The sequence below is a fragment of the Rhodopseudomonas sp. WA056 genome, assembly GCF_010906995.1.
Classification (GTDB): Bacteria; Pseudomonadota; Alphaproteobacteria; order Rhizobiales; family Xanthobacteraceae; genus Rhodopseudomonas; species Rhodopseudomonas palustris_G.
Genome location: NZ_QPFS01000003.1, coordinates 43,971 through 65,154, shown reverse-complemented (window position 1 = coordinate 65,154; position 21,184 = coordinate 43,971). Strand labels below are relative to the sequence as shown.

General features: G+C 64.9%; 32 protein-coding genes. 31 read left to right on the top strand and 1 reads right to left on the bottom strand.

Annotation, left to right across the window (positions count from 1 at the left end):
* The first annotated feature begins 20 nt into the window (after nucleotides 1–20).
* From rpsJ to DU475_RS01370, 28 genes are all read left to right on the top strand, one after another.
* On the top strand, nucleotides 21–329 hold the full coding sequence (gene rpsJ, locus DU475_RS01505; protein ID WP_002712302.1) for a 30S ribosomal protein S10: 309 nt from the start codon (nucleotides 21–23) through the stop codon (nucleotides 327–329).
* Between the two features lie 50 nt (nucleotides 330–379).
* Nucleotides 380–1,105: a 50S ribosomal protein L3 gene (gene rplC / locus DU475_RS01500; RefSeq protein WP_011158795.1), complete on the top strand. Its 726-nt coding sequence runs from the start codon at nucleotides 380–382 to the stop codon at nucleotides 1,103–1,105.
* 1 nt (nucleotide 1,106) lies between these two features.
* Nucleotides 1,107–1,727, top strand: a complete 621-nt coding sequence (gene rplD, locus DU475_RS01495) for a 50S ribosomal protein L4 (protein WP_164630275.1) — start codon at nucleotides 1,107–1,109, stop codon at nucleotides 1,725–1,727.
* The gene (locus DU475_RS01490; RefSeq protein ID WP_011158793.1) at nucleotides 1,724–2,023 is read left to right on the top strand and encodes a 50S ribosomal protein L23; all 300 of its coding nucleotides are present in this window, start codon (nucleotides 1,724–1,726) and stop codon (nucleotides 2,021–2,023) included. The genes rplD and DU475_RS01490 overlap by 4 nt, the downstream gene beginning before the upstream one ends.
* Before the next feature lie 13 nt (nucleotides 2,024–2,036).
* A complete protein-coding gene (gene rplB / locus DU475_RS01485) occupies nucleotides 2,037–2,873 on the top strand; it encodes a 50S ribosomal protein L2 (RefSeq protein WP_013501919.1) in 837 nt (278 codons plus the stop codon).
* Between the two features lie 11 nt (nucleotides 2,874–2,884).
* Nucleotides 2,885–3,163: a 30S ribosomal protein S19 gene (gene rpsS / locus DU475_RS01480; RefSeq protein WP_011158791.1), complete on the top strand. Its 279-nt coding sequence runs from the start codon at nucleotides 2,885–2,887 to the stop codon at nucleotides 3,161–3,163.
* A 10-nt stretch (nucleotides 3,164–3,173) separates the two neighbouring features.
* Nucleotides 3,174–3,557, top strand: coding sequence for a 50S ribosomal protein L22 (gene rplV, locus DU475_RS01475; protein ID WP_013501920.1), 384 nt, complete (start codon nucleotides 3,174–3,176; stop codon nucleotides 3,555–3,557).
* Nucleotides 3,558–3,579: 22 nt separating this feature from the next.
* Nucleotides 3,580–4,287 (top strand): 30S ribosomal protein S3, encoded by a 708-nt coding sequence (rpsC, locus tag DU475_RS01470; protein WP_164630273.1) that lies wholly within the window; start codon nucleotides 3,580–3,582, stop codon nucleotides 4,285–4,287.
* Nucleotides 4,288–4,319: 32 nt separating this feature from the next.
* Entirely contained in the window at nucleotides 4,320–4,733 is a 414-nt protein-coding gene (gene rplP, locus DU475_RS01465; RefSeq protein ID WP_013501921.1) for a 50S ribosomal protein L16, read from the top strand.
* A gap of 5 nt (nucleotides 4,734–4,738) precedes the next feature.
* A complete protein-coding gene (rpmC, locus tag DU475_RS01460; RefSeq protein WP_013501922.1) occupies nucleotides 4,739–4,948 on the top strand; it encodes a 50S ribosomal protein L29 in 210 nt (69 codons plus the stop codon).
* A 12-nt stretch (nucleotides 4,949–4,960) separates the two neighbouring features.
* Nucleotides 4,961–5,209 (top strand): 30S ribosomal protein S17, encoded by a 249-nt coding sequence (gene rpsQ / locus DU475_RS01455; protein WP_013501923.1) that lies wholly within the window; start codon nucleotides 4,961–4,963, stop codon nucleotides 5,207–5,209.
* 63 nt (nucleotides 5,210–5,272) lie between these two features.
* Entirely contained in the window at nucleotides 5,273–5,641 is a 369-nt protein-coding gene (gene rplN, locus DU475_RS01450) for a 50S ribosomal protein L14 (protein WP_013501924.1), read from the top strand.
* Entirely contained in the window at nucleotides 5,641–5,955 is a 315-nt protein-coding gene (rplX, locus tag DU475_RS01445; protein ID WP_011158784.1) for a 50S ribosomal protein L24, read from the top strand. The genes rplN and rplX overlap by 1 nt, the downstream gene beginning before the upstream one ends.
* Nucleotides 5,948–6,505, top strand: a complete 558-nt coding sequence (rplE, locus tag DU475_RS01440; RefSeq protein ID WP_013501925.1) for a 50S ribosomal protein L5 — start codon at nucleotides 5,948–5,950, stop codon at nucleotides 6,503–6,505. The genes rplX and rplE overlap by 8 nt, the downstream gene beginning before the upstream one ends.
* Before the next feature lie 43 nt (nucleotides 6,506–6,548).
* The gene (gene rpsN, locus DU475_RS01435; RefSeq protein WP_013501926.1) at nucleotides 6,549–6,854 is read left to right on the top strand and encodes a 30S ribosomal protein S14; all 306 of its coding nucleotides are present in this window, start codon (nucleotides 6,549–6,551) and stop codon (nucleotides 6,852–6,854) included.
* A gap of 12 nt (nucleotides 6,855–6,866) precedes the next feature.
* Complete coding sequence (gene rpsH, locus DU475_RS01430) at nucleotides 6,867–7,265, top strand: 30S ribosomal protein S8 (protein WP_013501927.1); 399 nt, start codon at nucleotides 6,867–6,869, stop codon at nucleotides 7,263–7,265.
* Nucleotides 7,266–7,377: 112 nt separating this feature from the next.
* Nucleotides 7,378–7,911 carry a 50S ribosomal protein L6 gene (gene rplF / locus DU475_RS01425; protein WP_013501928.1) on the top strand — a complete coding sequence of 178 codons (534 nt, stop codon included), beginning with the start codon at nucleotides 7,378–7,380 and terminating at the stop codon, nucleotides 7,909–7,911.
* Between the two features lie 11 nt (nucleotides 7,912–7,922).
* Nucleotides 7,923–8,285: a 50S ribosomal protein L18 gene (rplR, locus tag DU475_RS01420; protein WP_013501929.1), complete on the top strand. Its 363-nt coding sequence runs from the start codon at nucleotides 7,923–7,925 to the stop codon at nucleotides 8,283–8,285.
* A 60-nt stretch (nucleotides 8,286–8,345) separates the two neighbouring features.
* A complete protein-coding gene (rpsE, locus tag DU475_RS01415) occupies nucleotides 8,346–8,921 on the top strand; it encodes a 30S ribosomal protein S5 (RefSeq protein WP_013501930.1) in 576 nt (191 codons plus the stop codon).
* A 59-nt stretch (nucleotides 8,922–8,980) separates the two neighbouring features.
* The gene (gene rpmD / locus DU475_RS01410) at nucleotides 8,981–9,175 is read left to right on the top strand and encodes a 50S ribosomal protein L30 (protein ID WP_011158777.1); all 195 of its coding nucleotides are present in this window, start codon (nucleotides 8,981–8,983) and stop codon (nucleotides 9,173–9,175) included.
* 12 nt (nucleotides 9,176–9,187) lie between these two features.
* A complete protein-coding gene (gene rplO, locus DU475_RS01405) occupies nucleotides 9,188–9,673 on the top strand; it encodes a 50S ribosomal protein L15 (protein ID WP_013501931.1) in 486 nt (161 codons plus the stop codon).
* 152 nt (nucleotides 9,674–9,825) lie between these two features.
* A complete protein-coding gene (secY, locus tag DU475_RS01400; RefSeq protein ID WP_013501932.1) occupies nucleotides 9,826–11,157 on the top strand; it encodes a preprotein translocase subunit SecY in 1,332 nt (443 codons plus the stop codon).
* Complete coding sequence (locus tag DU475_RS01395) at nucleotides 11,154–12,266, top strand: adenylate kinase (protein ID WP_164630270.1); 1,113 nt, start codon at nucleotides 11,154–11,156, stop codon at nucleotides 12,264–12,266. The genes secY and DU475_RS01395 overlap by 4 nt, the downstream gene beginning before the upstream one ends.
* A gap of 184 nt (nucleotides 12,267–12,450) precedes the next feature.
* Nucleotides 12,451–12,819 (top strand): 30S ribosomal protein S13, encoded by a 369-nt coding sequence (gene rpsM / locus DU475_RS01390; RefSeq protein ID WP_013501934.1) that lies wholly within the window; start codon nucleotides 12,451–12,453, stop codon nucleotides 12,817–12,819.
* Nucleotides 12,820–12,948: 129 nt separating this feature from the next.
* Nucleotides 12,949–13,338, top strand: a complete 390-nt coding sequence (gene rpsK / locus DU475_RS01385; protein WP_011158772.1) for a 30S ribosomal protein S11 — start codon at nucleotides 12,949–12,951, stop codon at nucleotides 13,336–13,338.
* 109 nt (nucleotides 13,339–13,447) lie between these two features.
* The gene (locus DU475_RS01380) at nucleotides 13,448–14,491 is read left to right on the top strand and encodes a DNA-directed RNA polymerase subunit alpha (RefSeq protein ID WP_185966135.1); all 1,044 of its coding nucleotides are present in this window, start codon (nucleotides 13,448–13,450) and stop codon (nucleotides 14,489–14,491) included.
* A gap of 156 nt (nucleotides 14,492–14,647) precedes the next feature.
* Nucleotides 14,648–15,064, top strand: a complete 417-nt coding sequence (rplQ, locus tag DU475_RS01375; RefSeq protein ID WP_142882959.1) for a 50S ribosomal protein L17 — start codon at nucleotides 14,648–14,650, stop codon at nucleotides 15,062–15,064.
* Between the two features lie 349 nt (nucleotides 15,065–15,413).
* A complete protein-coding gene (locus DU475_RS01370) occupies nucleotides 15,414–16,208 on the top strand; it encodes an SDR family NAD(P)-dependent oxidoreductase (RefSeq protein WP_164630269.1) in 795 nt (264 codons plus the stop codon).
* 208 nt (nucleotides 16,209–16,416) lie between these two features.
* Here the strand turns inward: DU475_RS01370 and DU475_RS01365 are convergent, their stop codons facing one another.
* Nucleotides 16,417–17,433 carry a zinc-binding alcohol dehydrogenase family protein gene (locus DU475_RS01365; RefSeq protein WP_164630267.1) on the bottom strand — a complete coding sequence of 339 codons (1,017 nt, stop codon included), beginning with the start codon at nucleotides 17,431–17,433 and terminating at the stop codon, nucleotides 16,417–16,419.
* Between the two features lie 130 nt (nucleotides 17,434–17,563).
* On the opposite strand from DU475_RS01365, the gene DU475_RS01360 reads away from it, so the two are divergent.
* The 3 genes from DU475_RS01360 to DU475_RS01350 all read left to right on the top strand — a co-directional run bounded on the left by DU475_RS01360 (nucleotide 17,564) and on the right by DU475_RS01350 (nucleotide 20,984).
* Nucleotides 17,564–17,953, top strand: a complete 390-nt coding sequence (locus DU475_RS01360) for a winged helix-turn-helix transcriptional regulator (protein WP_164630265.1) — start codon at nucleotides 17,564–17,566, stop codon at nucleotides 17,951–17,953.
* A gap of 82 nt (nucleotides 17,954–18,035) precedes the next feature.
* On the top strand, nucleotides 18,036–19,427 hold the full coding sequence (locus tag DU475_RS01355) for a DegQ family serine endoprotease (protein WP_013501940.1): 1,392 nt from the start codon (nucleotides 18,036–18,038) through the stop codon (nucleotides 19,425–19,427).
* A gap of 225 nt (nucleotides 19,428–19,652) precedes the next feature.
* Nucleotides 19,653–20,984: a replication-associated recombination protein A gene (locus DU475_RS01350; protein WP_164630263.1), complete on the top strand. Its 1,332-nt coding sequence runs from the start codon at nucleotides 19,653–19,655 to the stop codon at nucleotides 20,982–20,984.
* Nucleotides 20,985–21,184 lie beyond the last annotated feature (200 nt).

The window sequence follows — 21,184 nt, the reverse complement described above, 5'->3', positions numbered from 1 at the left end:
TCTAAAGAAAGAATACGGCAATGAACGGCCAGAATATTCGCATTCGCCTCAAGGCGTTCGACCATCGGATTCTCGATACGTCGACCCGCGAGATCGTCAACACCGCGAAGCGAACCGGTGCGCAGGTGCGCGGGCCGATCCCGCTGCCGACCCGGATCGAGAAGTTCACCGTCAACCGTTCGCCGCACGTCGACAAGAAGAGCCGCGAGCAGTTCGAGATGCGCACCCACAAGCGCCTGCTCGACATCGTCGACCCGACTCCGCAGACCGTCGATGCTCTGATGAAGCTCGACCTGGCCGCCGGCGTCGACGTCGAAATCAAGCTCTGAGATTGTAACGTCCGGTTATCGAACGGACAGAAAGAACAGGAAGCACGCCGATGCGCTCCGGAGTGATCGCACAGAAGGTCGGGATGACGCGGGTCTTTACAGAGGCCGGCGAGCATATCCCTGTGACCGTGCTGAAGCTTGGCAATTGCCAGGTGTTGGGCCACCGCACCAAAGAGAAGAATGGCTACGTGGCGCTGCAGGTCGGTTCCGGCTCGCGCAAGACCGTGTACATGCCGAAGGCCGAGCGCGGCCAGTTCGCCGCCGCCAAGGTCGAGCCGAAGCGCAAGGTCGAAGAGTTCCGGGTGTCCGAGGATGCGCTGCTCCCGGTCGGCGCCGAGATCCAGGCCGATCACTTCGTCGTCGGACAGTTCGTCGACGTCACCGGCACTTCGACCGGTAAGGGCTTCGCCGGCGGTATGAAGCGCTGGAATTTCGGCGGTCTGCGCGCCACCCACGGCGTGTCGGTGTCGCACCGCTCGATCGGTTCGACCGGCGGTCGTCAGGATCCCGGCAAGACCTTCAAGAACAAGAAGATGCCGGGCCACATGGGCGTCGATCGCGTCACCACGCTGAATCTGCGCGTGGTGCAGACCGACGTCGAGCGCGGGCTGATCCTGGTCGAGGGCGCTGTGCCCGGCACCAAGGGTGGCTGGATCCGCGTGCGTGACGCGGTGAAGAAGGCGCTGCCGGCGGATGCGCCGAAGCCGGGCAAGTTCCGGCTCGCCAATGGCGATGCGGCTGCGGAAGCGCCGGCCGCCGAGCAGGAAGGTGCGTGAGATGGAACTGAAAGTCACCACCCTCGAGGGTAACGAGGCCGGTTCGGTCCAGCTCTCCGACGAGATCTTCGGTCTGGAGCCGCGCACCGACATCATTCAGCGCTGCGTGATCTGGCAGCTTGCCAAGCGGCAGGCCGGCACTCACAAGGCCAAGGGCCGCGCCGAAGTCTGGCGCACCGGCAAGAAGATGTACAAGCAGAAGGGCACCGGCGGTGCTCGTCACGGATCGCAGCGCGTGCCGCAGTTCCGTGGCGGCGGTCGCGCCTTCGGCCCGGTGGTGCGTTCGCACGCCATCGACCTGCCGAAGAAGGTGCGCGTCCTGGCGCTGCGTCATGCTCTGTCGGCCAAGGCCAAGGGCGGCGGTCTGATCGTGATCGACAAGGCCGAGCTTGAGGCCGCCAAGACCAAGACGCTGGTCGGTCACTTCTCGGGCCTCGGGCTCGAGAGCGCGTTGATCGTCGACGGCGCCGAGGTGAACACCGGGTTCGCCGCGGCGGCCCGCAACATCCCGAACATCGACGTGCTGCCGATTCAGGGCATCAACGTCTATGACATTCTGCGCCGCAAGAAGCTGGTGCTGACCAAGGCGGCGGTCGATGCGTTGGAGGCGCGCTTCAAATGAAATCCATCGATCCGCGCCATTACGACGTGATCGTTGCGCCGGTCGTCACTGAAAAGTCGACGATGGCGTCCGAACACAACAAGGTCGTGTTCAAGGTGCAAGGCGGCGCGACCAAGCCGCAAATCAAGGAAGCCGTCGAAAAGCTGTTCGACGTCAAGGTGAAGAGCGTGAACACGCTGGTGCGCAAGGGCAAGACCAAGGCCTTCCGCGGCACCTTCGGCACGCAGTCGGACGTCAAGCGTGCGGTCGTGACCTTGGAAGAGGGCCACCGCATCGACGTCACCACCGGACTGTGAGGCGGGACAGACCATGGCATTGAAGACCTTTAATCCCACGACGCCGGGCCAGCGCCAGCTGGTGATGGTCGATCGTTCGGCCCTCTACAAGGGCAAGCCGGTCAAGCGGCTGACCGAGGGCAAGAGCTCGAACGGCGGTCGCAACAACACCGGCCGGATCACCGTTCGGTTCCGCGGCGGCGGTCACAAGCAGACCTATCGTCTGGTCGATTTCAAGCGCACCAAGGTCGACGTTCCGGCCAAGGTCGAGCGCCTGGAATACGATCCGAACCGCACCGCGTTCATCGCACTGATCAAGTACGAGGACGGCGAGCAGGCCTACATCCTGGCGCCGCAGCGTCTGGCGGTGGGCGACACCGTGATCGCCGGCTCCTATGTCGACGTGAAGCCGGGCAACGTGATGCCGCTCGGCAACATGCCGATCGGCACGATCGTGCACAACGTCGAGCTGAAGATCGGGAAGGGCGGCCAGCTCGCCCGTTCGGCCGGCACTTACGCTCAGATCGTCGGCCGCGACCACGACTACGTGATCCTGCGCATGAACTCGGGCGAGCAGCGCCTGGTTCACGGTCGCTGCATCGCGGCGATCGGTGCGGTTTCGAACCCGGACCACATGAACATCTCGATCGGCAAGGCCGGTCGCAAGCGCTGGCTCGGCCGTCGCCCGCACAACCGCGGCGTCGTCATGAACCCGATCGACCACCCGCACGGCGGCGGCGAAGGCCGCACCTCGGGCGGCCGTCACCCGGTCACCCCGTGGGGCAAGCCGACCAAGGGTAAGAAGACCCGTTCGAACAAGTCGACCGACAAGTTCATCCTCATCAGCCGCCACAAGCGGAAGAAGAAGTAAGGAAGCCGGACATGGTTCGCTCAGTCTGGAAGGGCCCGTTCGTCGAGGCCTCGCTGCTGAAGAAGGCCGATGCCGCGCGCGCGTCGGGCCGTCACGACGTGATCAAGATCTGGAGCCGTCGCTCGACCATCCTGCCGCAGTTCGTCGGCCTGACCTTCGGCGTCTACAACGGCCAGAAGCACGTCCCGGTGTCGGTGAACGAGGAGATGGTGGGTCACAAGTTCGGCGAGTTCTCGCCGACCCGCACTTTCCACGGCCACGCCGGCGACAAGAAGTCGAAGAAGGGTTGAGGACGAGACGATGAGCAAACCCAAGCGCGAACGCAGCCTGCCCGACAACGAGGCCAAGGCTGTCGCCAGGATGCTTCGCGTCTCTCCGCAGAAGCTGAACCTGGTTGCCCAACTGATCCGCGGCCGCAAGGCGTCCGCGGCGCTCGCCGACCTGACGTTTTCGCGCAAGCGGATCGCGGTCGACGTGAAGAAGTGCCTGGAATCGGCTATCGCCAACGCCGAGAACAATCACGATCTCGACGTCGACGCGCTGGTCGTCTCCGAGGCGCATGTCGGCAAGGGCATCGTGATGAAGCGTTTCACCCCGCGCGGCCGTGGTCGCTCGGGCCGTATTTTCAAACCCTTCGCGCAGCTGACGATCGTCGTTCGTCAGGTCGAAGAAGCAAGCGCTTAAGCGAAGGCGCGGGAGACTTTCGATGGGTCAAAAGATCAATCCGATCGGGCTGCGGCTGAGGATCAACCGGACGTGGGATTCCCGTTGGTTCGCCGGCAAGAACGAGTACGGCAAGCTGCTGCACGAGGACGTCAAGATCCGCGAGATCCTGCACAAGGAACTGAAGCAGGCGGCGGTTGCGCGCATCGTGATCGAGCGTCCGCACAAGAAGTGCCGCGTGACGATTCATTCGGCGCGTCCCGGCGTGGTGATCGGCAAGAAGGGCGCCGACATCGACAAGCTGCGCAAGAAGGTCGCCGACATCACCTCGTCCGACGTGGTGATCAACATCGTCGAGATCCGTAAGCCCGAGCTCGACGCGACCCTGGTCGCCGAGTCGATCGCCCAGCAGCTCGAACGCCGCGTCGCGTTCCGCCGCGCGATGAAGCGGGCGGTGCAGTCGGCGATGCGTCTCGGCGCCGAGGGCATCCGGATCAACTGCTCGGGCCGTCTCGGCGGTGCCGAAATCGCCCGTATGGAGTGGTACCGCGAAGGTCGCGTGCCGCTGCACACCCTGCGCGCCGACATCGATTACGGCGTCGCGACCGCGTTCACGACCTTCGGCACCTGCGGCGTCAAGGTCTGGATCTTCAAGGGCGAGATCCTCGAGCACGATCCGATGGCCCAGGACAAGCGCATGGCCGAAGGCGATGGTGGCGGTTCGTCCCGTCCGCGCCGCGACGCCGCCTGATCGCGCAGAATTCGAATTGAGGGCGTAAAGCCATGATGCAACCAAAGAGAACCAAGTTCCGTAAGGCGCACAAGGGCCGCATCCACGGCGTGGCGTCCTCGGGCGCGACCCTGGCGTTCGGCCAGTTCGGCCTGAAGGCGATGGAGCCGGAGCGGATCACTGCGCGCCAGATCGAAGCAGCCCGTCGTGCGCTGACCCGTCACATGAAGCGTGCGGGCCGCGTCTGGATCCGGATCTTCCCGGATCTTCCGGTGTCCAAGAAACCGGCCGAAGTCCGCATGGGCTCCGGTAAGGGTTCGCCGGAATTGTGGGTCGCCCGCGTCAAGCCGGGCCGTGTGATGTTCGAGATCGACGGCGTCAACCAGCAGATCGCCCGCGAGGCGCTCACCCTGGCCGCCGCCAAGCTGCCGATCAAGACGCGCTTCGTCGCGCGCATCGCGGAGTAATCGTCATGGCTGAGATGAAGACCGCCGACATCCGCGCGATGAGCGAAGACCAGATGGACGACGCGATCCTGGGGCTGAAGAAGGAGCGCTTCAACCTGCGGTTCCAGCGCGCCACCGGCCAGCTCGAGAACACCTCCCGGCTGCGCGAGGCGCGCCGCGACATCGCCCGCATCAAGACCATCGCCGCGCAGAAGCGCGCCGGCAAGACGAAGTAAGGACCTTTAGACATGCCGAAGAGGACCCTGCAGGGCGTGGTCGTCAGCGACAAGCAAGAGAAGACGATCGTGGTGCGCGTCGACCGCCGCTTCACTCACCCGATCTACAAGAAGACCATCCGGCGTTCGAAGAACTACCACGCGCACGACGAGAACAACCAGTTCAAGCCGGGCGACATGGTGTGGATCGAAGAGAGCAAGCCGATCTCCAAGTTGAAGCGCTGGACCGTCGTCCGGGGCGAACCGAAGAAGACCGCCTAAGCGCGCTTTTGCGCATCAGTTTAGCGCGCAAATAGCGCAGCAGAGAGAGGACGAGGTGCATCAATGATTCAGATGCAGACCAACCTCGACGTGGCCGACAATTCAGGCGCACGCCGTGTCATGTGCATCAAGGTGATTGGGGGATCCAAGCGCCGGTATGCGACCGTGGGTGACGTCATTGTGGTCTCGATCAAGGAAGCGATTCCGCGGGGCAAGGTGAAGAAGGGCGACGTGATGAAGGCCGTGGTGGTCCGTGTCCGCAAGGACATCCGGCGCCCGGACGGCTCCGTCATCCGTTTCGACCGCAACGCCGCCGTGCTGATCAATAATCAGTCGGAGCCTATCGGTACCCGTATCTTCGGGCCGGTGCCGCGCGAGCTGCGGGCGAAGAACCACATGAAGATCATTTCGCTGGCGCCGGAGGTGCTGTAATGGCCGCCAAGATCCGTAAGGGTGACAAGGTGATCGTGCTGAGCGGTCGCGACAAGGGCCGCACCGGCGAGGTGTTCGAGGTCCGTCCGGACGCCGGCAAGGCGCTGGTTCGCGGCATCAACGTGGTCAAGCGTCACCAGAAGCAGACCCAGACCCAGGAAGGCGGCATCATCTCGAAAGAGGCGCCGATCGACCTGTCGAACATCGCGATCGTCGGCAAGGACGGCAAGCCGACCCGCGTCGGATTCAAGATTCTCGCGGACGGCAAGAAGGTCCGCGTCGCCAAGCGTTCGGGAGCAGAGATCGATGGCTGAGACCGCTTACGTTCCGCGGCTGCGCACGGAATACGACCGCAGCATCCGCAGCCAGCTCACCGAGAAGTTCGGCTACGCCAACGCGATGCAGGTTCCCAAGCTCGACAAGGTCGTGCTGAACATGGGCGTCGGCGAGGCGGTGAACGATCGCAAGAAAGCCGAGCAGGCGGCGGCCGATCTGTCGCTGATCGCCGGCCAGAAGGCGGTCATCACCTATTCGCGCGTCGCGATTTCGACCTTCAAGCTGCGCGAGAACCAGCCGATCGGCTGCAAGGTGACGCTGCGCAGCGCCAAGATGTACGAGTTCATCGACCGCCTGATCACGGTCGCGCTGCCGCGCGTCCGCGACTTCCGCGGCCTGAACCCGAAGAGCTTCGACGGCCGCGGCAACTATTCGCTCGGCATCAAGGAGCACATCATTTTCCCCGAGATCGACTTCGACAAGACCGGCGAGTCGTGGGGCATGGACATCACGGTGTGCACCACCGCGCCCACCGACGACGAAGCGCGCGCGCTGCTTACCGCTTTCAATTTCCCGTTCCGGCAGTGAGACGCTGAAAAGCCTCTCAAACGCGGAAACCCAGGAGCCACACATGGCAAAGAAGAGTGCGATCGAGAAGAACAACCGTCGGAAGAAGATGGCAAAGAACGCGGCGCCGAAGCGCGCGCGGCTGAAGGCCCTCATCGCCGACAAGTCGAAGCCGATGGAGGAGCGCTTCGCGGCGACGCTGAAGCTCGCCGAGATGCCGCGCAACTCGTCGGCGACCCGGATCCGCAACCGCTGCGACCTCACCGGCCGTCCGCGCTCGGTCTATCGCCTCAACAAGCTGAGCCGTATCGCGATCCGCGATCTCGGTTCGAAGGGCCTGGTTCCGGGCCTGGTCAAGTCGAGCTGGTAAGGAGGGCGGCAGATGTCGACGCACGATCCGATCAGCGACCTGATCACCCGTATCCGCAACGCGCAGATGCGCTCCAAGTCCAAGGTTTCGACCCCGGGCTCGAAGATGCGCGCCAACGTTCTCGACGTGCTGAAGGCGGAAGGCTACATCCGCGGCTACGCTTCGGTCGAGCATCCGTCGGGGCGCAGCGAGCTCGAGATCGAGCTGAAATATTTCGACGGCGAGCCGGTGATCCGCGAGATCGAGCGCGTGTCGCGCCCGGGCCGCCGGGTCTACGCTTCGGTGAAGAACCTGCCGCGCGTCAACAACGGCCTGGGCATTTCGGTGCTGTCGACCCCGAAGGGGATCATGGCCGATCACGATGCCCGCGACGCCAATGTCGGCGGCGAGGTTCTGTTCACGGTGTTCTAATCGCCGGCGCGTTCGGCCGCAGGGTGCGGCCGGGGCGCGCTGGAGAACGGAAATTGGCGCATCGTCCCGGGCGGATTTCGCCGGAGGATGCAGGGTTTAAGAAGGATCGACCATGTCACGCGTTGGCAAGAAGCCCGTCACGGTCCCGTCGGGGGTGACGGCGACCGTCGAGGGACAGACCGTCAAGATGAAGGGGCCGAAGGGCCAGCTTCAGTTCGTCGTGCACGACGATGTCGACGTGAAGTTCGAGAACGGTTCGGTCTCGGTTTCGCCGCGGTTCGAGACCAATCGGGCGCGGGCGCTTTACGGCACGGCTCGCGCGCAGATCGCGAATCTGGTGGAAGGCGTCACCAAGGGCTTCGAGAAGAAGCTCGAAATCACCGGCGTCGGCTACCGCGCGGCGATGCAGGGCAAGAAGCTGCAGCTCGCTCTCGGCTACAGCCACGACGTCCTGTACGACATCCCGGAAGGGATCACCATCACGGTGCCGAAGCCGACCGAGATCAACGTCGCCGGCATCGACTCGCAGAAGGTAGGGCAGGTCGCCGCGGAAATCCGCGACTATCGCCCGCCGGAGCCGTACAAGGGCAAGGGCGTCCGCTACTCGGACGAATTCATCTTCCGCAAGGAAGGCAAGAAGAAGTAACGGAGCCGGTCATGTCGAAGATGAAGGTTACGAATGCCCGGCGCACCAACCGCGTCCGGACCGCCCTGCGGCGCACCGCGAACGGCCGTCCGCGGCTGTCGGTGTTCCGCTCGTCCAAGCACATCTATGCCCAGGTGATCGACGATTCGAAGGGCGAGACGCTCGCCTCCGCGTCGTCGCTGGAGAAGACGTTGCGCGAAGCCGGCAACACCGGCGCCGACATCGATGCGGCGAAGGCGGTCGGCAAACTGGTCGCCGAGCGCGCGGTGCAGAAGGGCGTCAAGGAAGTCGTGTTCGACCGCGGCGGCTATCTGTATCACGGCCGGGTCAAGGCGCTGGCGGATGCAGCCCGCGAGAGCGGCCTGAGCTTCTAAATTTCGGATTGAACGGATACCAGGATCGGGGCGCGAGCCTCGCAAGGATTGGAACACACCATGGCAGCTGAACGCGAACGCGGCGGACGCGAACGGAGCAGGGAGCGCGAGGAGCGCGACAGCGAGTTCGTCGACAAGCTCGTCCACATCAACCGTGTGGCGAAGGTGGTGAAGGGCGGCAAGCGCTTCGGCTTCGCCGCGCTGGTCGTGGTCGGCGATCAGAAGGGCCGTGTCGGCTTCGGTCACGGCAAGGCGCGCGAAGTGCCGGAAGCGATCCGCAAGGCGACCGAGTCGGCCAAGCGCAATCTCACCCGGGTGGCGCTGCGCGAGGGGCGTACCTTGCATCACGACATCGCCGGCCGTCACGGCGCCGGTCGCGTCTATCTCCGCGCCGCTCCGGCCGGTACCGGCATCATCGCCGGCGGCCCGATGCGTGCGGTGTTCGAGACGCTCGGCATCCAGGACGTGGTGGCGAAGTCGGTCGGTTCGTCGAACCCCTACAACATGGTTCGCGCCACCTTCGACGCGCTCAAGAGCGTCGACTCGCCGCGCTCGGTCGCCGCGCGCCGCAACATCAAGGTTTCCACCCTGCAGTCGCGCCGGATCGGTGGCGATGCCGAGGTGGTGGCCGAATAACAGCGTGATCGACGGCGATCACGCGGTCTTCTGACAAGACGCGATTCGGAGTGAACGAGATGGCCAAGGCCGCAAACATGATCAAGGTCGAGCAGATCGGCAGCCCGATTCGGCGCCATCACTCGCAGCGCGAGACGCTGATCGGCCTGAAGCTGAACAAGATCGGCCGCGTCGCCGAACTGCAGGACACCCCTGAGGTTCGTGGCATGATCGGCAAGGTGCAACACCTCGTCCGCGTCGTCGACGAGAAGTAAGGAGACAGGGCGATGAAGCTCAGCGAGATCGCCGACAACGTCGGTTCGCGCAAGAAGCGCATGCGGATCGGCCGTGGCATCGGTTCGGGCAAGGGCAAGACCGGCGGCCGTGGCGGCAAGGGCCAGACCGCGCGTTCGGGCGTGCGGATCAAGGGCTTCGAGGGCGGCCAGATGCCGCTGCATCGGCGCCTGCCGAAGCGTGGCTTCAACAACATCTTCGCGCTCGACTTCGCCGAGGTGAATCTCGATCGCCTCCAGGAGGCCGTCGATTCCAAGGCGATCGATGCCGGCAAGGTGGTCGACGCCGCGGCGCTGGTGGAAGCCGGCGTGCTGCGCCGTGCCAAGGATGGCGTTCGCCTGCTCGGCCGCGGTGAGCTCACCGCGAAGCTGAACATCGAAGTGTACGGTGCGACCAAGTCGGCGATCGCCGCGGTCGAGAAGGCCGGCGGTTCGGTCAAGATCCTCGCCCCGAAGACGGAAGAAGGCGAGGCGGCGTAATATCCCCGTCAGCGCCCGCTGCTAAAGCGGGCGCCCGGCCTCGCCGGTACGGTGGATTTTTCGACACGCGCGCCCCAAATTGATGCCCGGCGCCGGCCCGGCCGTCGCATCCGGCGGCGGATCGGGACGAGCAGCGCGGGAGAAAGCCGGACATGGTCTCAGCAGCGGAACAACTTGCGGCAAACCTCAATTTTTCGGCGCTCGGTAAGGCCGAGGAGCTGAAGAAGCGGATCTGGTTCACGCTCGGCGCGCTGCTGGTGTACCGCCTCGGCACCTACATTCCGCTGCCCGGCATCGATCCGAACGTCTGGGAGCAGGTGTTCCGCCAGCAGGCCGGCGGCATCCTCGGCATGTTCAACATGTTCGCCGGGGGTGGCATCCACCGCATGGCGATCTTCGCCCTCAACATCATGCCGTACATCTCGGCATCGATCATCGTGCAGTTGCTGACGACGGTGTCGCCGCAGCTTGAGGCGCTGAAGAAGGAAGGTGAGTCCGGCCGCAAGACCATCAACCAGTATACCCGGTACCTCACCGTGGTGCTGGCGCTGTTCCAGTCCTACGGCATTGCCGTCGGCCTCGAAGGCGCGGGCAATGTGGTGTCCGACCCGGGCATGTTCTTCCGGCTGTCGACCACGATCACGCTGACCGGCGGAACCATGTTCCTGATGTGGCTGGGTGAGCAGATCACCTCGCGCGGCATCGGCAACGGTATTTCGCTGATCATCTTGGCCGGCATCGTCGCTGAGCTGCCGTCGGCGCTCGCCAGCATGCTCGAACTCGGCCGTCAGGGCGCGCTGTCCACCGGCCTGATCCTGGTCGTGCTGGTGATGGCCGTCGTCGTGATCGCCTTCATCGTGTTCATGGAGCGTGCGCAGCGCCGGCTGCTGATCCAGTATCCGAAGCGCCAGGTCGGCAACAAGATGTTCGAGGGCCAGTCCTCGCATCTGCCGCTGAAGCTCAACACCGCCGGCGTGATTCCGCCGATCTTCGCCTCGTCGTTGCTGCTGCTGCCGACCACGATCGCGAATTTCAACGCCGGCAGCGGGCCGGAGTGGTTCCAGTGGATCGTGACCCAGTTCGGTCACGGCCGGCCGCTGTTCCTGCTGTTCTACATCAGCATGATCGTGTTCTTCGCATTCTTCTACACCGCGATCGTGTTCAACCCGACCGAGACCGCCGACAATCTGAAGAAGCACGGGGGCTTCATCCCGGGCATCCGTCCCGGCGAGCGCACCGCGGAATACATCGATTACGTGCTGTCGCGCATCACCGTGGTCGGGGCGATCTATCTGGCGGTCGTCTGCCTCATTCCCGAGGTGATGATCTCCTACGCGGCGGTACCGTTCTATTTCGGCGGAACTTCGCTCCTGATCGTCGTCAGCGTGACGATGGATACTGTGGCGCAGGTGCAGGGCTATCTGCTGGCGCACCAGTATGAGGGCCTGATCAAGAAGTCGAAGTTGCGGGGGCGCAAGAAATGAGACTGATCCTTCTCGGACCGCCTGGCGCGGGCAAGGGCACCCAGGCGGCCCGTCTGGTCGAGCGGCACGGCATCGTGCAGCTCTCTACCGGCGACATGCTGCGCGCTGCGGTCGCGGCGGGCACGCCGATCGGCCTCAAGGCCAAGGACATCATGGCGGCCGGCGGTCTGGTGCCGGACGAGGTGGTGATCGGGATCATCTCCGACCGGATCGATCAGGACGACGCCGCGCAGGGTTTCATCCTGGACGGCTTCCCGCGCACCGTGCCGCAGGCCGAGGCCCTCGATCGTCTGCTCGGGGACAAGGGCTTCGATCTCGACGCCGTGGTCGAGCTGAAGGTGAATGAGGGCGCGCTGCTCGACCGGGTCGAGACCCGCGTCGCCGAGATGCGCGCCCGCGGCGAGGAGCCGCGCGCCGACGACAACGCCGAAGCGCTGGCCAAGCGACTTTCCGCCTATCGGGCGCAGACCGAGCCGCTGGTCGACTATTATTCCGAGAAGCGCAAGCTGCTGACCGTCGACGGCATGATGACGATCGACGAGGTCACCCGCGAGATCGGCCGGGTGCTCGATGCGGTTCGTGCCGCTGATGCCAAGAAGGACGCCAAGGCTAAGGGGACCAAGGCTGCCCGCGCCAAGCGCACGGTGAAAACCGGCGCCAACAAGCCGGCGACCAAGGCGAAGGCTGCCAAGTCCACATCCAAGTCCGCGGCCAAGCCCAAGGCGCCCAAGAAGGCCGCGGCGAAGCCCGCCGCCAAGTCGGGTGCGAAGGCTGGTTCGGCCAAAAAATCTTCGGCCAAACAGGCGGTTGGCAAGACATCTTCAAGTAAGAAGGTCGTCGCCAAGAAGGCTGCGGGCAAGCCTGCCGTTTCGAAGGCCGGCAAGGCTGCGGTCGGCAAGTCCGCGAAGGCTGGTCTGAAGAAGGCGGCCAAAGCCGTTGCGAAGGCTGGTAAAAAGGCCGCCAAGGGCGCGGCCAAGCCGGCGGCCGGCAAGAAGGCGGCTGGCAAGAAGGCGACCCAAAAGGCCGCCGCTGCGTCGAAGACCAAGGCTGTCGCCAAGGTCCAGACGCGTGGCAAGCAGGCCAAGAAGGTCACGAAGAAGCGAGCTTGAATTGGGATTCGGTTGACGAAGCGAAACGGAATCCTTTAATAAGGCCCGATATCCCGTCGGATAGGTTTCAGACGATGCCGGGCCCCGAACTGAGCAAGGGCATGGCGTCGTGTTGGCGTATGTGAACGCCGCCCGAGAGATCAAGGAATTGACCGGCTGCTAGCCGGTGACAGGAGAGAAGTCTGTGGCCCGTATAGCCGGCGTGAATATCCCGACCAACAAGCGCGTCCTGATTGCGCTTCAGTACATCCATGGCATCGGCCAGAAGCATGCCGCCGACATCGTCGAGAAGGTGAAGATCCCGCTCGACCGTCGCGTCAACCAGCTCAGCGACGCCGAAGTGCTGCAGATCCGCGAAGTGATCGACCGCGACTATCTGGTCGAGGGCGACCTTCGCCGTGAGACCGGTATGAACATCAAGCGTCTGATGGACCTCGGCTGCTATCGCGGCCTGCGCCATCGTCGCGGTCTGCCGGTGCGTGGTCAGCGCACCCACACCAACGCCCGTACCCGCAAGGGTCCGGCGAAGGCGATCGCCGGCAAGAAGAAGTAAGTTTGCGAATTGCGGATTGTGAATGGCGAGTAGGGGCTTCCCCTATTCGCCACTCGCTGTTCGCCATTCGTCGTTTCGGTGTAGCCGCTGGCGTTACGGCGGCGTTGAGATCACGTAGAAAGGTAGACTATGGCCAAGGACGCCACCCGCATTCGTCGTCGCGAGCGCAAGAACATCGCCTCCGGCATCGCGCATGTGAATTCGTCGTTCAACAACACCACCATCACCATCACCGACGCGCAGGGCAATGCGATCGCCTGGTCGTCGGCCGGCACGATGGGTTTCAAGGGCTCGCGCAAGTCGACCCCGTACGCCGCCCAGGTCGCGGCGGAGGACGTCGCCAAGAAGGCGCAGGAGCACGGCATGCGCACCCTCGAAGTCGAGGTGGCGGGCCCCGGTTCGGGTCGCGAGTCGGCGCTGCGCGCGCTGCAGGCGGCGGGCTTCACGGTGACCTCGATCCGCGACGTCACCACCATCCCGCACAACGGCTGCCGTCCGCGCAAGCGTCGTCGCGTCTGAGTTTTCGTCGCTGGCGGCCCCGTGCCGCCGGCGAATCTATTCGTTGTTTCCCGCGGATTGATCCGCAGTTTCCAATGCCAGTGACGATGCGCCGGGGCCCCGGCGTTCATTGACCGGCCAGGAAGGTGACACAGTGACGATCCAGAAAAATTGGCAGGAATTGATTCGGCCGAACAAGCTCCAGGTTACGGCCGGGAGCGATGCCACCCGGTTCGCGACGCTGGTCGCCGAGCCGCTTGAGCGCGGCTTCGGCCAGACGCTCGGCAACGCGCTGCGCCGCGTGCTGCTGTCGTCGCTGCAGGGCGCGGCGGTGCAGTCGGTGCATATCGACGGCGTGCTGCACGAGTTCTCCTCGATCGCCGGCGTGCGCGAGGACGTCACCGACATCGTGCTGAACATCAAGGACATCTCGCTGAAGATGCAGGGCGAAGGCCCGAAGCGGATGGTCATCAAGAAGTCCGGTCCGGGCGTCGTCACCGCCGGTGACATCCAGACCGTCGGCGACATCGTCGTGCTGAACCCGGATCTGCAGCTCTGCACGCTGGACGACGGCGCCGAGATCCGCATGGAGTTCACCGTCAACACCGGCAAGGGTTACGTCGCCGCCGAGCGCAACCGTCCCGAGGACGCGCCGATCGGCCTGATCCCGGTCGACAGCCTGTACTCGCCGGTCCGCAAGGTGTCGTACAAGGTCGAGAACACCCGCGAGGGTCAGATCCTCGACTACGACAAGCTGACCATGACGGTGGAGACCAACGGCGCGATCACGCCGGAAGACGCCGTCGCCTATGCGGCGCGCATCCTGCAGGATCAGCTCAACGTCTTCGTCAACTTCGAAGAGCCGCGCAAGGAAGTCACCCAGGAGATCATCCCGGATCTGGCCTTCAACCCGGCGTTCCTCAAGAAGGTCGACGAGCTGGAGCTGTCGGTGCGTTCGGCGAACTGCCTGAAGAACGACAACATCGTCTATATCGGCGACCTGGTTCAGAAGTCGGAAGCCGAAATGCTCCGCACCCCGAACTTCGGCCGCAAGTCGCTGAACGAGATCAAGGAAGTGCTGGCGCAGATGGGCCTGCATCTCGGCATGGAAGTGCCGGGCTGGCCGCCGGAGAACATCGACGAGCTCGCCAAGCGCTTCGAAGATCACTACTGAGCCGATCGGCCTCATGGTTCGCCATGAGGCCTCTTCCTCGTCCTGAAGGAGCGGCGCTGCCGCTCTCGAAGGGGGAGGCTCCACCAGGGCGAACGCAGGTAGCCCGCCTGCAACTCCGACGAACCGTCGGGTATCATCGAGTGAAGGACTGACAACATGAAGCACGGCAAGGTTCATCGGAAGCTCAACCGCACTGCCGAACACCGCAAGGCGATGTTCGCCAACATGTGCGCCGCGCTGATCAAGCACGAGCAGATCGTCACCACGCTGCCGAAGGCCAAGGAGCTGCGGCCGATCGTCGAGAAGCTGGTCACCCTCGGCAAGAAGGGTGGCCTTGACAAGCGCCGGCAGGCGATCGCCGAAATGCGCGACCTCGAGCAGGTCAAGAAGCTGTTCGACGTGCTGGCGCCGCGCTACGCCGACCGCAACGGCGGCTACACCCGCATCATCAAGGCCGGCTTCCGCTACGGCGACAATGCCGCGATGGCGGTGATCGAGTTCGTCGACCGCGACGAGGACGCCAAGGGCAAGGATTCGGGTCCGACGCAGGACAGCGAAGCCGAAGCGGCGTAACCGGCTTCCTTCCAGTCTGAGATTTCAAAAGGCGGTGCCGCAAGGCGCCGCCTTTTTCGTTGTGCGGATGCCGCTGAGGAAGCCTGATCCCTGGGGGCTGAATGTGCCCCAGCATCAGCCGTCATCCCCGCGTATGCGGGGATCCAGTATTCCAGGGCGTCGATGATGGGCTCGAAGGCTCTGCGATACTGGGTCGCCCGCCTTCGCGGGCGACGACGGTGTGTAGTTGTGGCCTGTCAGTCCGGGCGGTCACGTCGCGCCGGACGAACTGCCGTCCGATCGAGCCACGACGTTGTGAATCGCAGGCCCCGGCATTCTGACCGATGCTTCGTACAACAAGGAGCTCTCCATGCACATCGATCTGTCCGGCAAGACCGCGCTCGTCACCGGCTCGACCGCCGGCATCGGTCACGCCATCGCCAAGGGGCTCGCCGCGGCCGGTGCCGAGGTCGTGGTCAACGGTCGCAGCCAAGCCAAGGTCGACGCTGCGCTCACCGCGCTCGACCACGCGGTACCCGGCGCCAAGCTGTGCGGCGTCGCCGCGGATGTATCCACGGCGGAGGGCTGCGCCGCGCTGCTGGTGGAGATTCCGCGCGTCGACATCCTGATCAACAACGCCGGCATCTTCGAGCCGAAACCGTTCTTCGACATTCCCGACGCCGACTGGCAGCGCTTCTTCGACGTCAACGTGATGAGCGGGGTGCGGCTGTCGCGCGCCTATATGCCGGCGATGCTGGAGCGCAACTGGGGCCGCATCGTCTTCATCTCGTCGGAATCCGCCCTGATGATCCCGCAGGAAATGATCCACTACGGCATGACCAAGACCGCGCAGCTATCGGTCTCGCGCGGCCTTGCCGAGATGACCCGCGGCACCGCGGTCACCGTCAATGCGGTGATGCCCGGCCCGACGATGAGCGAAGGCGTGCAGACCTTCGTGGCGGACCTGGCGCGGCAGAACGGCCAGTCCGAGGCCGAAGCCGCCGCCAACTTCATCAAGCAGCACCGCCCCGGCTCGCTGATCCAGCGCTTCGCCACCGTCGAAGAGATCGCCAACATGGTGGTCTATGTCAGCTCCAAGGAAGCCGCCGCCACCAACGGCGCCGCGCTCCGCGCCGAAGGCGGCCTGCTGCAGACGATCGCGTAGTTGGGTTCTCGAGTCACGGCGCACTCGATCCATTCCCGTCATTCCGGGGCGCTCGCGGAAGCGAGCGAACCCGGAATCCAGATGTTGTTACGAAGAAATCTGAGTGCGAGAGATGATGCAGAGATTCCGGGTTCGCGCTGCGCGCGCCCCGGAATGACTCGGAGAGAGCGCGGTGCTCAATCCGTCCTGCTAGAACCAAACAGCAGAACTACTCCCACCCCTCCAGCACAATCTTCCCGATCGACGTGCCGCTCTCCAGCAACGCATGTGCGCGTTTCAGGTTGGCGGCGGTGATGGTGCCGAAGGTCTGTTGATGAGTCGTCCGCAGTACGCCGGTATCGATCAGGCCGGCGATCTCGTCGAGCAAATCGTGCTGCGCGATCATGTCGGCAGTCTGATACGACGAGCGGGCGAACATCGCTTCCCAATGCAGCGACGCCGATTTCGGCTTCAGCAGCATCGGGTTCAGCGCCGCCGGATCGTCGATCAGGCCGATCTTTCCCTGCGGCGCCAGGATATCGATCAGGCCGGCGAAGTGCCCCTCGGTGCCGGTGAGGCTGGCGATCAGCGCGACCGGCGGCAGCTTCAGCGCGTCGACCTGCGGCTTCATCGGCTTGGAGTGATCGATCACCGCGTGCGCGCCGAGGTCGAGGCACCATGCCTGCGTTTCGGGCCGCGACGCCGTGGCGATGATCGTCAGCCCGGTGAGGCGGCGCGCGAGCTGAATCAGGATCGACCCGACGCCGCCGGCGCCGCCGACGATCAGTAGCGTGCGCGGATCGAACGCCTTGCTCGGGCGTGCGCCGAGCCGGTCGAACAGCAGCTCCCAGGCGGTGATCGAGGTCAGCGGCAATGCTGCGGCCTCTGCAAAGCCCAGCGTCTTCGGCTTGCGGCCGACGATGCGCTCGTCGACCAGATGGAATTCGGCGTTGGTGCCCGGCCGCTGGATCGATCCGGCGTAGAACACCTCGTCGCCCGGCCGGAACAGCGTCACCTCGGCGCCGACCGCCTCGACCACGCCGGCAGCGTCGTAGCCGAGGATCTTGTGGTCGCCGGCCGGCGGCGCGGCCCGCTTGCGGACCTTGGTGTCGACCGGATTGACCGAGACCGCCTTCACCGCAACCCGGAGGTCGCGCGGACCCGGCTCGGGCTTGGCGAGCTCGAGATCGAGCAGCGCTTCCGGATCGTCGATCGGAAGGCTCTTGGTGTAGCCGACAGCTTTCATGATGGTCTCCGTGCAAGGGCGTCTTGGGCGCGCAAGATTGGGCGCGCAAGGTCGCCCTCGTGAGCCGATATTGCAAGTACTGTCATTTGAGGGATATAGTCACCGATTGGATACTATTGGGTGTCTTCGCATGAAGCGTCGCAACTTTGCCTGTGCGCCGGGCTGTTCGGTCGAGGTGACGCTCGACCTGATCGACGGCAAATGGAAGGGCGTGATCCTCTACCATCTGCAGGAGGGCCGGCTGCGGTTCGGCGAGCTGCGCCGGCGGATGCCGGGCATCACCCAGCGAATGCTCACCAAGCAGCTCCGCGCCCTGGAGGACGACGACCTGATTACCCGCCAGGTGTTCGCCGAAGTGCCGCCGCGGGTGGAATACGCGCTGTCGGAGACCGGCGAGCGGCTGCGCCCGGTGATCGATGCGCTCAAGCGCTGGGGCGAGGAACATCGCGCCCGCCAGCAGCAGCTCGCGCCGCGCGCCGCCGAGCCGCCGTCCGAAACCGCCGAGGCTCAGCCGGCGTGAGCGCCGGCCGCTTTTCCTTCTCCTGGCTGGGCCGGCGGACTATATCTGCTGCGCTATCGATGCCCCTGTAACGGATTCCCGCATGAACCCGATCCGCACGTTCGCCGTCCTGTGTCTGTCGCTCGCCCTCACCACGCCGCTCGCGGCGCAGGAGCGGCGGGTGCCGTCGTCGCCGGCGGATTTGAAGCTGTCCTACGCGCCGATCGTGCAGCACGTGCAGCCGGCGGTGGTGAACGTCTATGCCGCCAAGCTGGTGCAGAATCGTAACCCGCTGCTCGACGATCCGATCTTTCGCCGGTTCTTCGGCGTGCCCGGCCAGCCGGAGCAGATCCAACGCTCTCTCGGCTCCGGCGTGATGGTCGACGCCTCCGGCCTCGTGGTCACCAACAACCACGTCATCGAGGGGGCGGATCAGGTCAAAGTCGCGCTCGCCGATAAGCGCGAGTTTGAGGCCGAGATCGTGCTGAAGGACAGCCGTACCGATCTGGCGGTGCTGCGTATCAAGGACGGCCGCGAGAAGTTCGCGACGCTCGATTTCGCCAACTCCGACGATCTTTTGGTCGGCGACGTGGTGCTGGCGATCGGCAATCCGTTCGGTGTCGGCCAGACCGTGACCCATGGCATCGTCTCGGCGCTGGCGCGCACCCAGGTCGGCATCACCGACTATCAGTTCTTCATCCAGACCGACGCGGCGATCAATCCCGGCAATTCCGGCGGCGCGCTGGTCGACATCACCGGCAAGCTGATCGGCATCAACACCGCGATCTTCTCGCGCTCCGGCGGCTCCCAGGGCATCGGCTTCGCGATCCCGGCCAACATGGTGCGGGTCGTGGTCGCCTCGGCCAAGAGCGGCGGCAAGGCGGTGAAGCGGCCGTGGCTGGGCGCGCGGCTGCAAGCGGTGACGCCGGAGATCGCCGAAACCCTCGGCCTGAAACGGCCGGGCGGCGCGCTGGTCGCCAGTGTCACCCAGGGCAGCCCGGCGGAGCGGGCCGGGCTGAAACTATCCGACCTGATCGTCTCGATCGACGGCTTTGCGATCGACGATCCCAATGGCTTCGATTATCGCTTCGCCACCAGGCCGCTCGGCGGCGCCGCGCAGCTCGAAGTGCAGCGCAGCGGCAAGCCGGTGAAGCTCTCGATCCCGCTCGAGACCGCGCCGGACACCGGCCGCGACGAGCTGGTGATCACCTCGCGTTCGCCGTTCCAGGGTGCCAGGATCGCCAACATCTCTCCGGCGATCGCCGACGAGATGCGGCTCGATCCGAGCGTCGAAGGGGTCGTCGTCACCGAACTTGCCGGCGACAGCACCGCCGCGAATGTCGGATTCCAGAAGGGCGACATCATCGTTGCGGTCAACAACACCCGGATCGCCAAGACCGGAGACCTCGAACGAGTCGCCGGCCAATCGCCGCGGCTGTGGCGCATCATGCTGGTCCGCGGCGGCCAGCAGATCCAGGTCACCCTGGGCGGATAGCCCTTCGGGACACGATGCCCTCCAGAGAGCTCTGCCGATGAATTCCGGCACTGACTTCGCCCCACGTCATGCCCGGCCTTGTGCCGGGCATCCACGCCTTGCAGCGCCCGCTGCAAGGAAGACGTGGATGGCCGGGACAAGCCCGGCCATGACGAAGGTGAGTGGACAGGGCCGCTATCCGGTCGGCACGCAGAATCTTCGCGCAGCGGATGGGGGCACAACGGCATGAGCCCGAAGCGCCCACAGCAATCCGAGAATCTGTTCGCCGCCGCCGGCCTCGAGCGCGAGGCGCCGCGTCCGCTGCCGGATCGGCTGCGGCCGCGCTCGCTTGCCGACGTCGTCGGCCAGGATCACATCGTCGGCCCCGACGGCGCATTGACGCGGATGCTGGAGACACGCTCGCTCGGCTCGCTGGTGTTCTGGGGCCCGCCCGGCACCGGCAAGACGACGGTCGCACGGCTGCTGGCCGACGCCACCGAGCTGCATTTCGAGCAGATCTCTGCGGTGTTTTCCGGCGTCGCCGATCTGAAGAAAGTGTTCGATGCCGCCCGCGCCCGCCGCGAGATGGGCACCGGCACGCTGCTGTTCGTCGACGAGGTTCACAGATTCAACAAAGCGCAGCAGGACTCGTTTCTGCCCGTGATGGAAGACGGCACCGTGGTGATGGTCGGCGCCACCACCGAGAACCCGTCGTTCGAGCTGAATGCGGCGTTGTTGTCTCGTGCGCGTGTGCTGGTGTTTCGTTCGCTCGATGCCGAGGCGATCGAGAAGCTGTTCGTTCACGCCGAAGAGGTCGAGGGAAGGAAGCTGCCGCTCGACGCCGAGGCGCGCGCAGTGCTGGTGCGGATGGCGGACGGTGATGGCCGCGCTTCGTTGACGCTCGCCGAAGAGGTCTGGCGCTCGGCCCGTGCCGGCGAAGTATTCAATGCCACGCAGCTTCAGGACATCCTGCAGCGCCGCGCGCCGATCTACGACAAGGCCGCCGACGGCCACTACAATCTGATCTCGGCGCTGCACAAGTCGGTGCGCGGCTCCGATCCGGACGCAGCGCTGTACTATCTGTGCCGGATGCTCGACGCTGGCGAGGACCCGCTGTTCCTGGCGCGGCGAGTGGTGCGGATGGCGGTCGAAGACGTCGGGATGGCCGATCCGCAGGCGCTGGTGATCGCTAACGCCGCCAAGGACGCTTACGATTTCCTCGGCAGCCCGGAGGGCGAGCTGGCGATCGCGCAGGCGGTGATCTACGTCGCCACCGCGCCGAAATCGAATGCGGCCTATACTGCCTACAAATCGGCGATGCGGCTCGCCAAGCAGGCCGGCTCGCTGCTGCCGCCCAAGCACATCCTCAATGCCCCGACCGGGCTGATGAAGAACGAAGGCTACGGCTCGGGCTATCAGTACGACCACGACACCCCGGAAGGTTTCTCCGGCCAGGACTACTTCCCGGAAACGCTCGGCCGCCAGACCTTCTACGATCCGCCCGACCGCGGCTTCGAGCGCGAGATCCGCAAGCGGCTGGACTATTGGGCCAAGCTGCGCGCCGCCAAGGGCAGTTAGTCCGCAACTTGTTCGCAATTGCGGCAGGTTCCCTGTTCTTAGATCATCATTGAAATCTGCGTATTAGTTGCATTCGAGCTTCGAGGGGCGAGGTGCTGGCCGCTTAGCGCACGCGAAGGCCGAATGCCGTCTGCTGCGCTCGCCTTCGCGACTGATCTTTCCGAACCGGAAACCAATCGGTTCGGATTGTCTCGGCGCGG

Bases quoted from the DNA above. Each gene is read 5' to 3' on its own strand.
- rpmD (WP_011158777.1), top strand. From the start codon at position 8,981: ATGGCCAAGGCCGCAAACATGATCAAGGTCGAGCAGATCGGCAGCCCG.
- DU475_RS01395 (WP_164630270.1), top strand. From the start codon at position 11,154: ATGAGACTGATCCTTCTCGGACCGCCTGGCGCGGGCAAGGGCACCCAG.
- rpmC (WP_013501922.1), top strand. From the start codon at position 4,739: ATGGCTGAGATGAAGACCGCCGACATCCGCGCGATGAGCGAAGACCAG.
- rplO (WP_013501931.1), top strand. From the start codon at position 9,188: ATGAAGCTCAGCGAGATCGCCGACAACGTCGGTTCGCGCAAGAAGCGC.
- DU475_RS01360 (WP_164630265.1), top strand. From the start codon at position 17,564: ATGAAGCGTCGCAACTTTGCCTGTGCGCCGGGCTGTTCGGTCGAGGTG.
- rplQ (WP_142882959.1), top strand. From the start codon at position 14,648: ATGAAGCACGGCAAGGTTCATCGGAAGCTCAACCGCACTGCCGAACAC.
- DU475_RS01365 (WP_164630267.1), bottom strand. From the start codon at position 17,433: ATGAAAGCTGTCGGCTACACCAAGAGCCTTCCGATCGACGATCCGGAA.
- rplP (WP_013501921.1), top strand. From the start codon at position 4,320: ATGATGCAACCAAAGAGAACCAAGTTCCGTAAGGCGCACAAGGGCCGC.
- rpsK (WP_011158772.1), top strand. From the start codon at position 12,949: ATGGCCAAGGACGCCACCCGCATTCGTCGTCGCGAGCGCAAGAACATC.
- rplC (WP_011158795.1), top strand. From the start codon at position 380: ATGCGCTCCGGAGTGATCGCACAGAAGGTCGGGATGACGCGGGTCTTT.
- rpsC (WP_164630273.1), top strand. From the start codon at position 3,580: ATGGGTCAAAAGATCAATCCGATCGGGCTGCGGCTGAGGATCAACCGG.
- DU475_RS01370 (WP_164630269.1), top strand. From the start codon at position 15,414: ATGCACATCGATCTGTCCGGCAAGACCGCGCTCGTCACCGGCTCGACC.
- DU475_RS01350 (WP_164630263.1), top strand. From the start codon at position 19,653: ATGAGCCCGAAGCGCCCACAGCAATCCGAGAATCTGTTCGCCGCCGCC.
- rplR (WP_013501929.1), top strand. From the start codon at position 7,923: ATGTCGAAGATGAAGGTTACGAATGCCCGGCGCACCAACCGCGTCCGG.
- rplD (WP_164630275.1), top strand. From the start codon at position 1,107: ATGGAACTGAAAGTCACCACCCTCGAGGGTAACGAGGCCGGTTCGGTC.
- DU475_RS01355 (WP_013501940.1), top strand. From the start codon at position 18,036: ATGAACCCGATCCGCACGTTCGCCGTCCTGTGTCTGTCGCTCGCCCTC.
- rplB (WP_013501919.1), top strand. From the start codon at position 2,037: ATGGCATTGAAGACCTTTAATCCCACGACGCCGGGCCAGCGCCAGCTG.
- rplX (WP_011158784.1), top strand. From the start codon at position 5,641: ATGGCCGCCAAGATCCGTAAGGGTGACAAGGTGATCGTGCTGAGCGGT.
- rplV (WP_013501920.1), top strand. From the start codon at position 3,174: ATGAGCAAACCCAAGCGCGAACGCAGCCTGCCCGACAACGAGGCCAAG.
- rpsH (WP_013501927.1), top strand. From the start codon at position 6,867: ATGTCGACGCACGATCCGATCAGCGACCTGATCACCCGTATCCGCAAC.
- rpsQ (WP_013501923.1), top strand. From the start codon at position 4,961: ATGCCGAAGAGGACCCTGCAGGGCGTGGTCGTCAGCGACAAGCAAGAG.
- rpsJ (WP_002712302.1), top strand. From the start codon at position 21: ATGAACGGCCAGAATATTCGCATTCGCCTCAAGGCGTTCGACCATCGG.
- secY (WP_013501932.1), top strand. From the start codon at position 9,826: ATGGTCTCAGCAGCGGAACAACTTGCGGCAAACCTCAATTTTTCGGCG.
- rplN (WP_013501924.1), top strand. From the start codon at position 5,273: ATGATTCAGATGCAGACCAACCTCGACGTGGCCGACAATTCAGGCGCA.
- rpsE (WP_013501930.1), top strand. From the start codon at position 8,346: ATGGCAGCTGAACGCGAACGCGGCGGACGCGAACGGAGCAGGGAGCGC.
- DU475_RS01490 (WP_011158793.1), top strand. From the start codon at position 1,724: ATGAAATCCATCGATCCGCGCCATTACGACGTGATCGTTGCGCCGGTC.
- rplF (WP_013501928.1), top strand. From the start codon at position 7,378: ATGTCACGCGTTGGCAAGAAGCCCGTCACGGTCCCGTCGGGGGTGACG.
- rpsN (WP_013501926.1), top strand. From the start codon at position 6,549: ATGGCAAAGAAGAGTGCGATCGAGAAGAACAACCGTCGGAAGAAGATG.
- rpsS (WP_011158791.1), top strand. From the start codon at position 2,885: ATGGTTCGCTCAGTCTGGAAGGGCCCGTTCGTCGAGGCCTCGCTGCTG.
- rplE (WP_013501925.1), top strand. From the start codon at position 5,948: ATGGCTGAGACCGCTTACGTTCCGCGGCTGCGCACGGAATACGACCGC.